13 protein-coding genes are annotated in these 16148 nt (G+C 71.0%); all 13 read right to left on the reverse strand.

Annotated elements, in window-relative coordinates; genetic code table 11:
* Nucleotides 1-2: 2 nt before the first annotated feature.
* Entirely contained in the window at nt 3-1469 is a 1467-nt protein-coding gene (locus tag C4V41_RS21260; RefSeq protein ID WP_103957634.1) for a hypothetical protein, read from the reverse strand.
* A 49-nt stretch (nt 1470-1518) separates the two neighbouring features.
* Entirely contained in the window at nt 1519-3621 is a 2103-nt protein-coding gene (locus tag C4V41_RS21265; RefSeq protein WP_103957635.1) for a primosomal protein N', read from the reverse strand.
* Nucleotides 3622-3871: 250 nt separating this feature from the next.
* On the reverse strand, nt 3872-5059 hold the full coding sequence (gene metK / locus C4V41_RS21270) for a methionine adenosyltransferase (RefSeq protein ID WP_103957636.1): 1188 nt from the start codon (nt 5057-5059) through the stop codon (nt 3872-3874).
* Nucleotides 5060-5187: 128 nt separating this feature from the next.
* A complete protein-coding gene (locus C4V41_RS21275) occupies nt 5188-5430 on the reverse strand; it encodes a hypothetical protein (protein WP_235030281.1) in 243 nt (80 codons plus the stop codon).
* Between the two features lie 417 nt (nt 5431-5847).
* A complete protein-coding gene (gene coaBC, locus C4V41_RS21280; RefSeq protein ID WP_103957638.1) occupies nt 5848-7068 on the reverse strand; it encodes a bifunctional phosphopantothenoylcysteine decarboxylase/phosphopantothenate--cysteine ligase CoaBC in 1221 nt (406 codons plus the stop codon).
* Nucleotides 7069-7076: 8 nt separating this feature from the next.
* Nucleotides 7077-7346 (reverse strand): DNA-directed RNA polymerase subunit omega, encoded by a 270-nt coding sequence (rpoZ, locus tag C4V41_RS21285; protein WP_043638590.1) that lies wholly within the window; start codon nt 7344-7346, stop codon nt 7077-7079.
* A 5-nt stretch (nt 7347-7351) separates the two neighbouring features.
* Nucleotides 7352-7939, reverse strand: coding sequence for a guanylate kinase (gmk, locus tag C4V41_RS21290; protein WP_103957943.1), 588 nt, complete (start codon nt 7937-7939; stop codon nt 7352-7354).
* Nucleotides 7940-8060: 121 nt separating this feature from the next.
* On the reverse strand, nt 8061-8384 hold the full coding sequence (mihF, locus tag C4V41_RS21295) for an integration host factor, actinobacterial type (RefSeq protein WP_020541698.1): 324 nt from the start codon (nt 8382-8384) through the stop codon (nt 8061-8063).
* Between the two features lie 825 nt (nt 8385-9209).
* Complete coding sequence (gene pyrF, locus C4V41_RS21300) at nt 9210-9902, reverse strand: orotidine-5'-phosphate decarboxylase (RefSeq protein WP_103957639.1); 693 nt, start codon at nt 9900-9902, stop codon at nt 9210-9212.
* A gap of 16 nt (nt 9903-9918) precedes the next feature.
* A complete protein-coding gene (locus C4V41_RS21305) occupies nt 9919-10896 on the reverse strand; it encodes a dihydroorotate dehydrogenase (protein ID WP_103957944.1) in 978 nt (325 codons plus the stop codon).
* Nucleotides 10886-11752: a dihydroorotate dehydrogenase electron transfer subunit gene (locus C4V41_RS21310; protein ID WP_103957640.1), complete on the reverse strand. Its 867-nt coding sequence runs from the start codon at nt 11750-11752 to the stop codon at nt 10886-10888. The genes C4V41_RS21305 and C4V41_RS21310 overlap by 11 nt, the downstream gene beginning before the upstream one ends.
* A gap of 23 nt (nt 11753-11775) precedes the next feature.
* Entirely contained in the window at nt 11776-15063 is a 3288-nt protein-coding gene (carB, locus tag C4V41_RS21315; RefSeq protein ID WP_103957641.1) for a carbamoyl-phosphate synthase large subunit, read from the reverse strand.
* A complete protein-coding gene (carA, locus tag C4V41_RS21320; RefSeq protein ID WP_235030315.1) occupies nt 15050-16144 on the reverse strand; it encodes a glutamine-hydrolyzing carbamoyl-phosphate synthase small subunit in 1095 nt (364 codons plus the stop codon). Before carA ends, carB begins: the two co-directional genes overlap by 14 nt.
* Nucleotides 16145-16148: the final 4 nt, after the last annotated feature.

Raw genomic sequence — 16148 nt, forward strand, 5'->3', positions numbered from 1 at the left:
ACTCAACGGATGGCCCGGGACCGGGCTTTGAAGGCCGCCTTGCGCGCCGCCTTGGCCACCGTACCGTCCGGTATGGAGCGTCCGAGCAGCTCCAGCACGTCGACGACGTCCGGATGATCGACCCGCCACATTTCCTCGATCAGATGGGCGGGCGGACCGGAGGCGGCCATGTTCTCGGCGAAGATCTCGGGGTCCTCCTGGGCCGCGGGCATGGCGAGGGCGAGCATGTCAACGCTTACCCAGAGCAGCTCCTCCTGGGTGAGCTGCGGCGCGGGCAGCCCTCTGGCGGCCAGCCAGTGGATGGCGTGCGGCCGCAGCTCCTGGTCCTCCAGCTGGTCGCGCACCTCGGGCTCGGCCTCGGCGCCGAGCCGGTCGACGATGGTGATGGCGATGCCGCGGGCCACGGCGGGCGCGCCCGAGGCGGCGGCGAGCAGCTCGGCGGCGGCCTCGCCGGGCGCCCTGCCGGTCAGCCAGCGGCTGATGTCGTCTTCCGCGAGCTCGGTGGGCACGCCTTCGAGCAGGCCTTCGATGAGCCCGCGCGCGTCGGCCTCGGCCAGGTCGGGCGCCTGCGGGGCCTCGATCCCGAGCGCCAGATAGTGCTCGCGCAGCGCCCAGACGCCCAGCGGTGTGAGCTCCGCGGTGTCGCCGGCGACCCGGAGCAGGCCGGACCAGGCCAGCCGGTCGAGCACGGCGGTCAGGTCGATCTCGCCGTCGCCGGCGATCTCGTCGAGGTAGTCGCCGATGACGGTGACGGGCACGCGCACCTGGAGCCGGTAGAGCATGTCGAACAGGTCGTAGAGGCCCTCGTCGAGCACGGCCGAGCCGGTGACGGCGCCGCCGGTGTCCTGTTCGAGCACGCGGGCGACGCGCTGCGCCCAGTCGCTCAGCGGCTCGCCGCCGGGCAGTGGGTCCTCTTCCAGCATCGGTACGGACTCCAGCGCGGCCAGCAGCTCCTCCGGCTCCGCCAGCCGTACGGCGGGCAGCGGCGTGCAGCCGGGACAGTCGCAGGGCGCCTCGCCCAGGTCGGGCAGCTCGCCGGAGGGGATGGCGACCGCCTGCTCGAGCGACTCGGGCCCGATCGAGCTGAACAGGCTCTTGGCCATGCCGAAGTTCGCCGTGTCGGCGAGCGCGTCGGGCATGCGGGCCGCGATGTCGTCGAGCCGCTCGCCCATCCGAGCCGCCGTCGGCTCGTCCGCCTTGCCCGTTTCGCGGAGATAGACGACGAGGGTACGGGCGGCTGCGACGGTCTCCGCCGCGCTCTCCGGCGGCGCGATGACCTTGCGCGGATAGATCGACAGCAGCAGCTCGTCGAAGGTCTCGGGAGTGAAATCACCCAGCTCATTGACGTTGAGGTAGTCGCTGGCGTAGTCGCAGAGCAGGCGGACCTCGTCCGCGTCCACTTCGACTTCCCGCGCGCGCCCCCAAGCGCGCAGGTCGTCGATGGCCTGGTTCACCCATTCGATCGACACAGGGGCACGCTAACGGCTGGCCCACGGATGAGCGAATCGGGGAAACGGTCTAAATCAGGTCGAGTGGGTCGACACTCACCCTCACGACATCCGGTGTCTTTCGCGCCGCACGTACCCCACTGGCCCCTTTGAGCGCGGCCGACAGGGCGGCGCCGCCGGCGCGGCGCACCCGGATCATGGCGCGTTCCTGCCCGTTCTCGTCGAGGGGCACGGGGCCGAGGACCTGGGCGTCGGGCGGGAGGCGTACCTCGTCGAGCATCTGCCTGACCGCGGCGGCCGCGCCGGTGAGCGTCGCCATCCGCACGGCGGGCGGGAACCCCAGCTCGGCGCGGTCGCCGAGCTCGCGTTCCGCGTGGGTGATCGGATCCCACCGGAGCAGTGCCTGTACGGCGGCCAGCCCCGCGTCCCCGAGCACCACCAGCTCGGCGCCGGGGCGGAGCAGGGCGGCGGCGTTCATCCACCGGCGTACCGCCTCTTCGCCCGCCCGCAGGTCCGCCCGTCCGAGCAGCGCCCATCCGTCGAGCAGCACGGCCGCCGTGTATCCGTCTTCCGCCACGGGCTCGGCGCCTGGCGTGGCGACGACCAGCGCGCGGGAGGCCGGCACGGTGGCCAGGACGCCGTCGCGGCCGGAGGTGCGCACCTGTACGGAGGGAAAGGCCCTGCCGAGCTCCTCCGCGGTGCGCCGGGCGCCGGTCACCACGGCACGCAGACGAGGGCTGCCGCAGGACGAGCACCGCCAGCCGGCGTCCACCCGCCCGCACCAGCGGCAGTACGGCGCCGCGTGGCCGCCCCTGAGCGAGAGCGGCCCGTGACACAGGTCGCCCGGCTCACCCGCCGGGGTCCCGAGCGGAATCGAGTGGGCGGGCTCCTGGAGGGCGGTCCTGGTGGGCGGCAGGACGCAGCGGGCGGGCGTACGGCAGTGCTGGCACGCCAGGGCGGGCAGATAGCCGCGCCGGGGCACCTGCACCAGCACGGGCCCGCGCTCCAGGCCCTGCCGCAGCGCGCGCCAGGCGATGCTGGGCAGCCTGGCCATCCGGGCGGCCTGGTCCTTGGCCAGTTCGGCGTCCTCGCCGGCGGGCTTCACGCGGGGGGCCAGGCCCCTGATCGTCGTGCGGGCCGCCACGATCGGCCTGGCCCAGCGGGTGGCGACGAGCTGGGTGGCCTCGGCCGTACGCGCGTAGCCGCCGATCAGCATCCCCGCGCCGCTCCTGTGCGCGCGCAGCCCGAGCACCTCGCGAGCATGCGGGTACGGGGCCAGCCGCTCGGCGTGCAGGTCGTCACCGTCGTCCCAGATGGCCACCAGGCCGAGTTCGGCGACGGGGGCGAACATGGCGGCCCGGGTGCCGACAACGGCGCGCACCTGGCCTCTCAGCACCTTCAGCCACCGTCTGTACCGCTCGGCGGGACCCAGGTCGGCGGTGAGCGCCACATGCCTGCCGGGGCCGAGCAGTCGTTCGAAGGCGGCGTCGGCCAGCGCCACGTCCTTGCCGTCGGGGACCACGACGACCGCTCCCCTGCCGCCGTCCAGCGTGGCCCGCACCGCCTCGGCCATCGCCCCGGCCCATCCCCTGGCGCCGGGCAGCGCCGACCACACGGCCCTGGGCGCCCGCCCGTCGCGCAGCGCGCCGAGGAACGAGGCCCCGGTCGGGTACGCGTCCCACGCGCTCGCCCCGGCCTCATCCGCCTGTCCGGTGGTCTCGGGATCCTGCCGGGGAGGTTCGGCCTCGGCCTTGGCGTGGCGCGGCGGGACGGCCAGGCGGAGCACGTCGGTCAGGGTGCCCGCGTACCGGTCGGCGACCGCCCTGGCGAGCCCGGCGATCTCCGGGGTGAGCACCTGTTCGGGCGACACCACCCGCTCCAGCGGGGTCAGCCGGCCCTCGTGATCGCTCTCGCCGGCCCGCTCCATCAGGAACCCGTCGACGAGCTTGCCCGCGAACCGCACCCGGACCCGCACACCCGGCTCTGCCGTCTCGTGCATGGTGGCGGGCACCAGGTAGTCGAAGAGGCGGTCGAGGTGCGGCAGCGGGCTGTCCACGGCGACCCGCGCCACCGGCCGCTCCGGGGCGGCGACGGGAGCCCCCTTGGTGTCCTTCGACGACGCTGGGGGCCGCACGGCGTCGAGCGGCAGGAGTGCGTCGTCGGAGTGGGTCACGCAAAAGGTCTACCAGACCCCGCCGCCCCCGGAGCCCACCCTTCGAAGCCCTCCCGGACGGGCCCGCGACCTCAACGAAGATCGGCTGTTCAGGGCGCGGCACAAGGGCGTCACGGCACGACCCACCAGGCGGCATTCCGCCCGGTCAGGCTCACGGCGGCGCCGGACCCGTGATCAGGACCGGCCGGCACGCGATCGCCGGCCGCAGGAGCTCACCTCGGAGCCCCGCGGCCGGCGATCGAAGCCCGGGTTACAGGCCGGCGGCGGTGCGCAGGGCCTCGGCGCGGTCGGTCGACTCCCAGGAGAAGCCCTCACGGCCGAAGTGCCCGTAGGCGGCGGTCTCCGAGTAGATCGGGCGCAGCAGGTCGAGGTCGCGGATGATCGCGGCCGGACGCAGGTCGAACACCTCGAGGACGGCGGCCTGGATCTTCTCCACCGGCAGCTTCTCGGTGCCGAAGCACTCCACGAACAGACCCACCGGCTGAGCCTTGCCGATCGCGTAGGCCACCTGGACCTCGCACCGGTCGGCGAGCCCGGCCGCGACGACGTTCTTGGCGACCCAGCGCATGGCGTAGGCGGCCGAACGGTCGACCTTGGACGGGTCCTTGCCCGAGAAGGCGCCGCCACCGTGGCGGGCCATGCCGCCGTAGGTGTCGATGATGATCTTGCGGCCGGTGAGCCCGGCGTCGCCCATCGGGCCGCCGATCTCGAAGCGGCCGGTCGGGTTGACCAGCAGGCGGTAGCCCTCGGTGTCGATCTCGACGTCCTTGAGCACGGGGTCGACCACGTGCTCCTTGATGTCGGGCGTCAGCATCTCCTTGAGGTCGATCTCCGCGGCGTGCTGCGTGGAGACGACCACGGTGTCGAGCCGGACGGGCGTGTCGCCGTCGTACTCGATCGTGACCTGGGTCTTGCCGTCGGGACGGAGGTAGGGCACGGTGCCGCTCTTGCGCACCTCGGACAGGCGCTGGGCCAGCCGGTGGGCGAGAGTGATCGGCAGCGGCATCAGCTCGGGGGTCTCGCGGCAGGCGTAGCCGAACATGAGGCCCTGGTCGCCGGCGCCCTGGCGGTCGAGCTCGTCGGCGTCGCCGCTCACGCGGTGCTCGTAGGCGTCGTCGACGCCCTGGGCGATGTCGGGCGACTGCGCGCCGATGGACACCGACACGCCGCAGGAGGCTCCGTCGAAGCCCTTGTGCGAGGCGTCGTAGCCGATCTCCAGGATCTTCTCCCGGATGACTCCGGGGATGTCGACGTAGGTCTCGGTCGTGACCTCGCCTGCGACGTGAACCTGGCCGGTAGTGATCATCGTCTCGACGGCGACCCGGCTCTTGGGGTCGTCCTTCAGCATGGTGTCGAGAATCGCGTCACTGATCTGGTCGGCGATCTTGTCCGGGTGGCCTTCGGTGACCGACTCGGAGGTGAACAGGCGACGTGACAACTCAGTGGCTCCTCATGCAGCGGCTGCTGACGTATGTAAGGCCCGGGACGGATGGGTGTGCCTGGACCTCGCCGAAGTCTAGCCCCACCCGGCACCAGGTCGCGAAACTGTCCACAATCTGTCACCCCTCACAGGTCGGGCAGTGGGTCGGGGGGCAGCAATTCCGGCGCGAAGATCTCCGCGTCGGCGGCCGACACCACGGCGGCGTACTCCTCGTCGAACTCGAACACCAGCGAGCCCAGTTCGAGCACGGGTCCGGGCAGAATCGGGCCGAGCCTGGTGTGCCGCGGGAACTCCGCGAACACCGAGACCGGCCGATCGCTCCTGAGCGTCCTGGTGGCCAGCACCGACACGGCCGAGTCGGTGACCACGATCAGGAAGTTCCCTGTTCCCGCCGTCCCTGTACAGAACGCCGGGAAGACGTAATGAATTTCCCCCTGGTCGGCGAGCAAAGTTCTACAACGATCCCTGACAGCGGAACCCACCGGCATTCCATCCCCCTTTGAGCCAAGTATCTGCAGGCGGGAGGGGATGTCGCAACAGGTGATCGAGTAATCGGTTCTGCACATTTTGTACGCACTACAGGTCGGGTGTCCGTTTACGGACCTTTCGGGTGTCTCAAAGGCCGAGCGGACGGCAACACACCAGGCCAACACCCCAGAAGACGGACAGGAGCCCCATTCAGGACAGCCAGGCGCGGCTCACGACAAGCGGAACGAGCGAGCGCGTCTCAGGACAGACGCGGACGTCTCGGGACAGGCACGGGCGCGTCTCAGTGTCTCGGTGTCTCAGGACAGGCGGGCGGCGACCAGGTCCCACACGGCGGCGGCGAGGTCCTCCTTGGGCCCGAACGGCACCTCGACCGCCTCCCCGCCCGCCACCAGCACGGTGGCGGCGTTGTCGGGCGTGCCGAAGGCCAGCCCCTCCCCCACCTGGTTGACGACCAGCAGGTCGCATCCCTTGCGAGCGAGCTTGGCCTGCCCGTTGGCGATCACGTCGTGCGTCTCGGCCGCGAACCCGACGATCACCTCAGGCCGGACACCGGGCGACTCGACGCCCCGGTCCGCGCGCGCCGACCGGCGGCGTTCGCCGAGCTCGGCGAGGATGTCGGGGTTCTTGGCCAGGCGGATCGCCTCAGGCTCCCCGTCCGTCTTCTTGATCTTCGCGTCGTGCCGCGTCTCAGGCCGGAAGTCGGCCACCGCCGCGGCCATGACCACCACGTCGGCGTCGCCACAGGCGGCGAGCACGGCCTCGCGCAGCTCGGCCGTGGACTCCACCCGCACGACCTTGGCTCCCGCGGGATCGGGCAGGTTGACGTTCGCGGCCACGAGCGTCACCTCGGCGCCCCTGGCGGCGGCCGTACGGGCCAGGGCGTATCCCTGCAGCCCCGAGGACCGGTTGCCGATGTAGCGCACGGGGTCGATGGCCTCGCGGGTGCCGCCGGCGGAGACGACGACCCTGCGCCCGGCCAGGTCGCGCGGCCGGCCGCGCAGCACGCGCAGGCAGACCTGGAAGATCTCGGCGGGGTCGGGCAGCCGCCCGGGCCCGGTGTCGGCGCCGGTGAGGCGGCCCACGGCCGGGTCGATCACGACGGAGCCCCGCTCGCGCAGCGTCGCGACGTTGGCGACGGTGGCGGGGTGCTGCCACATCTCGGTGTGCATCGCGGGCGCGAACACGACCGGGCACCTGGCCGTCAGCAGCGTGTTGGTGAGCAGGTCGCCGGCCAGCCCGTGCGCCGCCCTGGCGAGCACGTCGGCCGTCGCGGGCGCCACCACGACGAGGTCGGCCCGCTGGCCGATCCGCACGTGGGGCACCTCGTGAACGTCGTCCCACACCTCGGCCGACACGGGGTGGCCCGACAGGGCGGCCCAGGTGGGCGCGCCCACGAACTTCAGGGCCTCGCGGGTCGGGACGACCCGCACCTCGTGCCCGGACTCGGTGAACAGGCGCAGCAGCTCACACGCCTTGTAAGCGGCGATGCCGCCGCTGACGCCCAGGACGACCTTCATCGAAGGGGTCAGACCGCGCCTTCGATGGGCTCGGCGTTGAGCAGGCCCTCGGAGACCTCGCGCAGCGCGATGGACAGCGGCTTCTCCTGAGCGTGCGTCTCGACCAGGGGCCCGACGTATTCCAGCAGGCCCTCGCCGAGCTGGGAGTAGTAGGCGTTGATCTGGCGAGCGCGCTTGGCGCCCATGATCACCAGTGAGTATTTGCTGTCGACGATGTCGAGCAGCGCGTCGATCGGCGGGTTGGTGATGCCCTCCGCGGCCGGGGTGGTGCCTGCCACGATTGTCAGACCTCTCGATTGGTGGTTGTGATGACCCCCTGAGGGTCAGTCATCAAGGCTATCAGCCGGTGGCACACGTCTTGGACACTCGTGTTCACCAAAGTGAGGTCGAACTCCGATTCAGCGGCCATCTCGATCCGCCCGGCCTCCAGCCGGCGCGTGATGACGTCTTCCGGCTCGGTGCCGCGCCCGCGCAGCCGCTTCTCCAACTCCTCCCAGCTCGGGGGGGCCAGGAACACCAGCAGCGCCTCCGGCATGCTGCGCCGCACCTGCCTGGCGCCTTCGAGGTCGATCTCGAGCAGCGTCGGCACGCCGTCGGCGAGCTTCTTCAGCACCGGCTCGCGCGGCGTGCCGTAGCGGTTGCCCGCGAACTCCGCCCATTCGAGCAGCTCGCCCGACTCCACGAGCCGGTCGAACTCCTCGCCGTCGGCGAAGTAGTAGTGGACCCCGTGGACCTCGCCGGGCCGGGGCCTCCTGGTTGTCACCGAGACCGACAGCCACACCGCGGGGTGTGCCCGCCGGAGCTCGGCGACGACCGTGGACTTACCGACGCCCGACGGCCCTGAAAGGACCGTCAGCCGCCTTTCGCTCAAGGGCGGGAAGCCGACCTCCTTCCCCGATCCGACCGCCTCATAGGCATTGACTTCGCCGGACCAGGACCTGTCGGTCACTTCCTACCCCCTGTTGAACCTGCGCTTTCGTGTGGAACCGAGATTAGCTCTCGTTGCCACCGAACTCGCGCTCGAGGGAGGCCCTCTGGTTCGCGCCGAGACCCCGCACGCGGCGGGACTCGGCAATGGCAAGCCGCTCCATGAGCTGCTTGGCGCGGACCTTGCCCACGCCGGGGAGCGATTCCAACAAAGCCGACACCTTCATCTTGCCGATGACGTCGTCGGTCTGCCCATCCTTGAGCACCTCAGCCAGAGAAACCGCGCCATGCTTAAGCCGGTTCTTGACCTCGGCACGCTCTTTACGGGCCTTGGCAGCCTTTTCCAGGGCTGCGGCGCGCTGCTCAGGGGTCAGGGGAGGAAGAGCCACGCCGGGTCACCTCGAATTTCTGTCGATGTACTCGGACGGGAAGGGAAACTAGCTGGTCATCGCCCCCTAAGCAACGTCAAGCGCGGTTTCTCTCCTCACAAAATCCACTTCATCACTCTGCGTGATTGTAAAATCACATTGTGCTGATCAAATCGCCCTCACTTCAGCCTTCGCGCGTCGGCGCGCGCCGGTGTCGTGAAACGCATCGATGATCACATTCCCGCCAGCGACCGATGACCGAAACCCCCTCCGCACCAGGGCCGAAACCGGAATCCCGAAGGGTGCGCGAGGGCCGCGAAGATGGTTTATGATCTTGGGAGCGAGGCACGTTCCAAGGCACCCGCCTGACTGCTGTCAGACACCCCTCTGACAAACCAGGCCACCGAAGCGGCCGAACGGACCACAGTCGCCCATGCGACGACGTCCGGCCGGCGAGGACGGCGGGGGTGACGATGGTCAAGGTGTCCCTGCGAACGAGCCTGACGGCTCACGACGACCGAGGCCGACGTGAGCGTTGACCACGCGCGGGGCCAAAGGTGACGGCTCACGACGGCCGCAACAAGGGCCAGGGCGGCGGTTCGCCACGGCCGGGGCCCACTGGGCGCTTCGTCACGGCGAGCGCCACGTGAGCCTTCACGACCGGCCATGACGGACGGGAACCGGCGTCGGCGCGTGCGGGTATGCCGGCATGCCGTAAAGGATGTTCCCGGCGAATAATGCCATCGCAGGAGAAATGCCACGGCGCCGCTGAAAGAACACCACCAGAAAACGCCGCAGAACAATCAAAGCGCCGAACCGAGAAAAGCCGAATCGCCGTGAAAAACGTCAGCCGGCGCGGCGCAGCGAGGCGGCGATGGCGGCGGCGGTGGCCCCCGGGTCCGGGGAGCCCGTGATGGGGCGGCCGATCACCAGCAGGTCCGCCCCGTCCGCCAGCGCCTGCTCCGGCGTCGCCACACGCACCTGGTCCTGCGTCGCGGCCCCCGTGGGCCGCACGCCGGGCGTGATGAGCGTGATCTCCTTCCCCACCTCCGCCCGCACCGCCGACACCTCGTTGGGCGAGCACACGAGCGCCGTCGCCCCCGCCTCGACCGACAGCGCCGCCAGCCGGCGCACGGCGTCGTCGGCGGGCCCGGCGAGACCGATCTCACCCAGGTCCGCCTCCGTCAGGGACGTCAGGATGGTCACGGCGGCGATCTTGGTGTGCGGCGCGGCCTCCACGGCGGCCCTGATCATCGCGGACCCGCCGGCCGCGTGCACCGTGAGGATCGCGGGCCGCAGCCGGGCCACCGCGCGCGCGGCGCCCGCCACGGTGTTGGGGATGTCGTGCAGCTTGAGGTCGAGGAACACCTGCACGCCGCTCGCGCCCCGCACCGAGGCGATCACGTCGGGCCCGTAGCGCAGATAGAGCTCCAGGCCCACCTTGACCGTGCTGACGTGCGGCGTCACCACGGCGGCCCATCGGGCGGCGGTCTCCAGGTCGGGGGCGTCGAGGGCGACGGCGATGGGTGCGGGAGTCAAGACGTGCTCTCCTGGGTCAAGATGTGCCTTCTTCGGAATCGACGAGCAGGTGCCGGGGAGCGCTCCCCGGCGGGCGGTGCGCCAGGCCGACGGCGTCGGCCAGCCGCTGGAAGCCGCGAGCCCTCAGAAGGTCCTCCAGCTCGCGTTCGATGCGCAGGCAGGCATAGGGGTCGTGGAACAGCGCCGTGCCCACACCGACCACACAGGCGCCCGCCAGGACGAGCTGGAAGGCGTCCCTGCCGGTCATCACGCCGCCGATGCCGATCAGGGGCACTCCGGGGAGGGCCGCGTGGACCTGCCAGACGCACCGGACGGCCAGCGGCAGGATCGCCGGCCCCGACAACCCGCCGGTGACGGCGGCGAGCGAGGGGCGCAGCGCCTCGGTGTCGATGGCCATGCCCAGCGGATTGTTGATCATGGATAGCGCGTCGGCCCCGGCGTCCACGCAGGCCCGGGCGACGGAGACGATGTCGGCCACGTCGGGGGCGAGCTTGGCGATGACGGGGACGTCGTAGCGCATGATGGAGCGTACGGAGGCGATCACCTCGGCGGCGTGGCTGCCCTCGCGCGCGAACACGCGCCCGCGATCCTCCATGTTCGGGCAGGAAAGGTTGACCTCCAGCGCGGTGACCCCGGGCGCGTCGGCGAGCCTGCGGGCCAGTTCGGAGTATTCGGCGACGGTGCCACCGCCGATCGAGACGATGGTCTTGATGCCCCGCTGCGCCAGCCAGGGCAGCTCGCGCTCCAGGAAGGCGTCGATGCCCGGCCCCTGCAGCCCGACGGCGTTGAGCATGCCCGAGGGCGTCTCGGCCATCCGCGGCGTGGGCCGTCCCGCGCGCGGGGCCATGGTGATCGAGCGGGTGGTCAGCGCGCCGAGCCGGTGCAGGTCGAAGAACTGGGCCAGCTCCCGCCCCGATGAGGCGCAGCCGGCAGCGGTGGTGATGGGGTTCGTGAGTTCCACGTGCGCCAGAAATGTACGCATATCAACTGACATGTCGTGCACCGCCCCCGGGGGCGCCGAGCGCGTCGAACGGGATCGTTCCCACGTCCTCGAACCGCACCCGCTCCCCCCGGAACACCGGCCCCTCCGCGCACGCCCTGACCATCCTGGTCACCCCGTCGTCGCCGATGACGGGCAGCACGCACGTCATGCACACCCCGATCCCGCAGGCCATCGACTCCTCGACGGCCACCTGCACCGGGATGTCGAACTCCATCGCCACCGCCGTCACCGCCCGCAGCGTCTCCATGGGCGCGCAGGCGTAGACGGCGTCGGCCCGCGTGTCGGCGATCACCGACGGCAGCGCGTCGGTGACCTTGCCGCGCAGCCCGAGCGAGCCGTCCTCGGTGGTCAGCGTGGTCGTCTCGGCCATCCTGCGGGCCCGCATCGCGCCGAACACCCGCTCGGCCCCGGACCCGCCGAGCACGAAGTCGACCCGGCAGCCCCGCTCCAGCAGCGCGTCGGCCAGCGGGAACAGCACGGCCGAGCCGTATTCGGCGCCGACGAGCACGCAGTGCACGGGGTCGCGCGGCAGCGGGAAGGGCCGGCCCAGCGGCCCGACCAGGTCGAGCGTGTCACGGGCGCGCCGCTCGGCCAGCCAGGACGTGCCGGGCCCGCCGGTGGTGAAGACGAGCTCGACCGTGCCGCCGTAGTCGGACTTCACGTCGTGGATGGAGAACGCGCGGCGCGTCACCATCGACGTGTGCGATCCGCCGACCGCCACGGAGACGAAGTGACCGGGGCGGTAGCGCTCGGCTATGCCGGGCGCCACCACCGTCAGCGCATGGTAGGCGTCGACCCGGCGCGTCGTCAGCACCGTGCCCGTCACCTGCACCGGAGTGCCGGCCAGACGTCTTCACCTCCCGTGCGGGGTCAGCCCCGGAGTGCCTGTGCGTGCTCCTGGAGCGACCGTACGCCGACGTCGCCGCGCACGATCGCCTGGATGCCCGCAGCCGCCGCGGCGAGCCCTGAGACCGTGGTGATGCACGGGATGCCGCGCAGCACGGCGGCCGTGCGGATGTCGTAGCCGTCGAGTCGCGGCCCCGACTGCCCCGGGCTGCCGAACGGCGTGTTGACGATCAGATCGACCTCGCCGTCGAGAATGGCCTGCACGCTCGTGGGCTCACCTCCGGGACCCGTCCCCTCGCTGTGCTTTCGCACGATCTTGGCATGGACGCCGTTGCGGCGCAGCACCTCGGCGGTCCCCTCGGTGGCCAGGATCTCGAATCCGAGATCCGCCAGAGCCTTCACAGGGAAGATCATCGCACGCTTGTCCCTGTTGGCCACGGACACGAACGCGCGTCCCTTGGTCGGAAGCTGACCGTAGGCGGCCGCCTGGGACTTGGCGTAGGCGATCCCGAAGAACTCGTCGATGCCCATGACCTCGCCGGTGGAGCGCATCTCCGGCCCCAGGACGGTGTCCACGCCCCTGAACCGGTTGAACGGCAGCACCGCCTCCTTGACCGCGATGGAGGCGTCGAGAGGCAGCGTCCCGCCGTCGCCCTCGGCGGGCAGCATGCCCTCCTCGCGCAGCGAGGCGACCGACGCGCCAAGCATCACCCGGGCCGCCGCCTTGGCCAGCGGCACCGCCGTGGCCTTGGACACGAACGGCACGGTACGGCTGGCGCGCGGGTTGGCCTCCAGCACGTAGAGGACGCCGGCGGACATGGCGTACTGGACGTTCAGCAGCCCGCGCACGCCCACCCCGGCCGCGATGGCCTCGGTGGCGGCGCGGATGCGCTTGATGTCGGCGCCGCCGAGCGTGAGGGGCGGCAGGGCGCAGGCCGAGTCGCCGGAGTGGATGCCGGCCTCCTCGATGTGCTCCATGACGCCGCCCAGGTAGAGCTCCTCGCCGTCGTAGAGCGCGTCGACGTCGATCTCGATGGCCTCGTCCAGGAACTTGTCCACCAGCACCGGGTGGCCGCCCTCCTGAGCCGCCATGTACGTGGTGAGCGTCTCGTCGTCGTAGACGATGGCCATGCCAGCGCCGCCGAGCACGTACGAGGGCCGTACGAGGACGGGGTAGCCGATCTCCTCGGCGATCTCCAGCGCCTCCGAGACGGTCAGCGCCGTGCCGTGCTTGGGCGCGGGCAGGCCGGCCTCGGCCAGCACCCGCCCGAACGCGCCGCGCTCCTCGGCCAGGTGGATGGACTCGGGCGAGGTGCCCACCACGGGCACGCCCGCGTCCTTGAGCGCCTGCGCGAGCCCCAGCGGCGTCTGCCCGCCGAGCTGCACGATCACGCCCGCGACCGGGCCCGCCTGCTGCTCGGCGTGCACGACCTCCAGGACGTCCTCCAGCGTGAGCGGCTCGAAGTAGAGCCGGTCGGAGGTGTCGTAGTCGGTCGAGACGGTCTCGGGGTTGCAGTTGACCATGACGGTCTCGAACCCGGCCCTGGACAGCTCGAACGAGGCGTGCACGCACGCGTAGTCGAACTCGATGCCCTGCCCGATGCGGTTGGGCCCGGAGCCGAGGATGATGACCTTCTGCCGCTCCCCGGCGGGGACCTCGCTCTCCTCGTCGTAGGTCGAGTAGAGGTAGGGGGTCTTCGCGGCGAACTCGGCGGCGCAGGTGTCGACGGTGTTGTAGACCGGGCGCAGGCCGAGCGCGTGCCGCAGGTCGCGCACGCGGGCCTCGTCGATGCCGCGGATCTCGCCGATCTGCACGTCGCTGAACCCGAGGTGCTTGGCGTGTTCGAGCACCTCGGCGGTCAGCTCGGGCGCGGCGGCGACCGCCTCGGCCTCCTCGTGGAGCAGGAAGAGCTGGTCGACGAACCACGGGTCCACGCTCGTGGCCTCGAACAGCTCCCCGGGCGTGGCGCCCGCCCTGATGGCCTGCTGCATCGTGCGCAGCCGGCCGTCGTGCGGGGTGCGGCACGCGTCCAGCAGTTCTGCCTTGTCCGAAAGGTCACCCACCCAGGAGAAGGACGAGTCCTTCTTCTCCAGCGACCTCAGCGCCTTCTGCAGCGCCTCGGGGAAGGAGCGGCCGATGGCCATGGCCTCGCCCACGGACTTCATGTGCGTGGTGAGCGTCTGGTCGGCGCCCCTGAACTTCTCGAACGCGAACCGCGGCACCTTCACCACGATGTAGTCGAGCGTCGGCTCGAAGGAGGCCGGGGTCTCCTTGGTGATGTCGTTGGGGATCTCGTCGAGCGTGTAGCCGATGGCCAGCTTGGCCGCGATCTTCGCGATCGGGAAGCCGGTGGCCTTGGAGGCCAGCGCCGAGGAGCGCGACACGCGCGGGTTCATCTCGATGACGATCATGCGGCCGGAGCGCGGATCCACCGCGAACTGGATGTTGCAGCCGCCGGTGTCGACGCCGACCTCGCGGATGACGGCGATGGCGACGTCGCGCATGTTCTGGTATTCGCGGTCGGTCAGGGTCAGCGCGGGCGCGACGGTGACGCTGTCACCGGTGTGCACGCCCATCGGGTCGATGTTCTCGATGGAGCACACGATGACCACGTTGTCGGCCTTGTCGCGCATGACCTCGAGCTCGTACTCCTTCCAGCCGAGGATGGACTCCTCCAGGAGCACCTCGGTGGTCGGGGACGCGTCGAGCCCGGCGCCGGCGATGCGCCGCAGGTCCTGCTCGTTGTACGCGAACCCGGAGCCGACGCCGCCCATCGTGAACGAGGGCCGCACGACCAGCGGGTAGCCCAGCTCGCCCACGGCGGCCAGGCAGTCGTCCATCGTGTGGCAGATGACCGACTTGGCCGACTCGGCGTTGAGGCCGTGCTCGCGGGCGACCTTGGCGACGATCTCCTTGAACCGCTCGCGGTTCTCGCCCGCCTGGATCGCGTCGAAGTCGGCGCCGATCAGCTCGACCTCGTACTTCTCCAGCACCCCCGACTCGTGCAGCGCGACCGCCGTGTTGAGCGCGGTCTGGCCGCCCAGCGTGGGCAGGAGCGCGTCGGGCCGCTCCTTGGCGATGATCTTCTCGACGAACTCGGGGGTGATCGGCTCGACGTAGGTGGCGTCGGCGAACTCGGGGTCCGTCATGATCGTCGCCGGGTTGCTGTTGACGAGGATGACGCGGAACCCCTCGGCCCGCAGCACGCGGCACGCCTGGGTGCCGGAGTAGTCGAACTCGCACGCCTGGCCGATCACGATCGGCCCCGACCCGATCACCAGGACGGACCTGATGTCCTCACGCTTGGGCACGGCTCATGACCTCGCAAAACTCGTCGAAAAGGTAAGCGGCGTCGTGCGGCCCGGCCGCGGCCTCGGGGTGGTACTGGACGCTGAAGGCCCGCCCGTCGAGCAGCCTCAGGCCCTCCACGCAGCGGTCGTTGAGGTTGACGTGGCTGACCTCGGCCGGCCCGTAGGGGGTCTCGAACGGCCCGTCGAGCGGCGCGTCCACCGCGAACCCGTGGTTGTGCGCCGAGATCTCGACCTTGCCGGTGCGTACGTCCTGGACCGGCTGGTTGACCCCGCGGTGCCCGTAACGCAGCTTGTACGTGGACAGCCCCAGCGCCCTGCCGAAGATCTGGTTGCCGAAGCAGATGCCGAAGAACGGCAGCCCGGCCCCCAGCACCCTCTGGAGCGCGGTGACGTCCACGGTGGCGGGGTCGCCCGGCCCGTTGGACAGGAACACCCCATCGGGCCCGACCGCCATGATCTGCTCGAACGTGGCGTCCGCGGGCAGCACGTGCACCTCGCAGCCGCGCTCGGCCATCCGGTGCGGCGTCATGCCCTTGATGCCCAGGTCAACGGCCGCGACCGTGAAGCGCTTGGCGCCGATGGCGGGCACGACGTAGGACTCGGTGGTGGTCACCTCGGCGGCCAGGGACGCGCCCTCCATGCGGGGCGCTCGCCGTACGCGCTCGACGAGGTCCTCGACCGGCTCGGACGGCGCGCTGAAGATGCCGGCGCGCATGGCGCCGCGCTCGCGCAGGTGGCGGGTGAGCGCGCGGGTGCCGGAGATGGCGATGCCGACGACGCCCTGCTCCTTGAGGTAGTCGTCGAGCGAGCGGTCGGCCCGCCAGTTGGAGACCACGCGGGACGGCTCGCGCACGACGTAGCCGGCCACCCAGACACGGCGGGACTCCGGGTCCTCGTCGTTGACGCCCGTGTTGCCGATGTGCGGCGCCGTCATGGCGACGATCTGCCGGTGGTAGGACGGATCCGTGAGGGTCTCCTGATAGCCGGTCATGCCGGTGTTGAAGACCATCTCGCCGAACGTCTCACCGCCGGCGCCGTAGGAGGATCCGTGGAAGACACGGCCGTCCTCCAGGACGAGCACCGCT

It is taken from the genome of Nonomuraea solani (assembly GCF_900108335.1).
Taxonomy (GTDB): Bacteria; Actinomycetota; Actinomycetes; order Streptosporangiales; family Streptosporangiaceae; genus Nonomuraea; species Nonomuraea solani.

Coding starts and splice junctions, on each gene's coding strand:
- coaBC (WP_103957638.1), bottom strand. CDS start 7,068: ATGAAGGTCGTCCTGGGCGTCAGCGGCGGCATCGCCGCTTACAAGGCG.
- C4V41_RS21305 (WP_103957944.1), bottom strand. CDS start 10,896: ATGTCAGTTGATATGCGTACATTTCTGGCGCACGTGGAACTCACGAAC.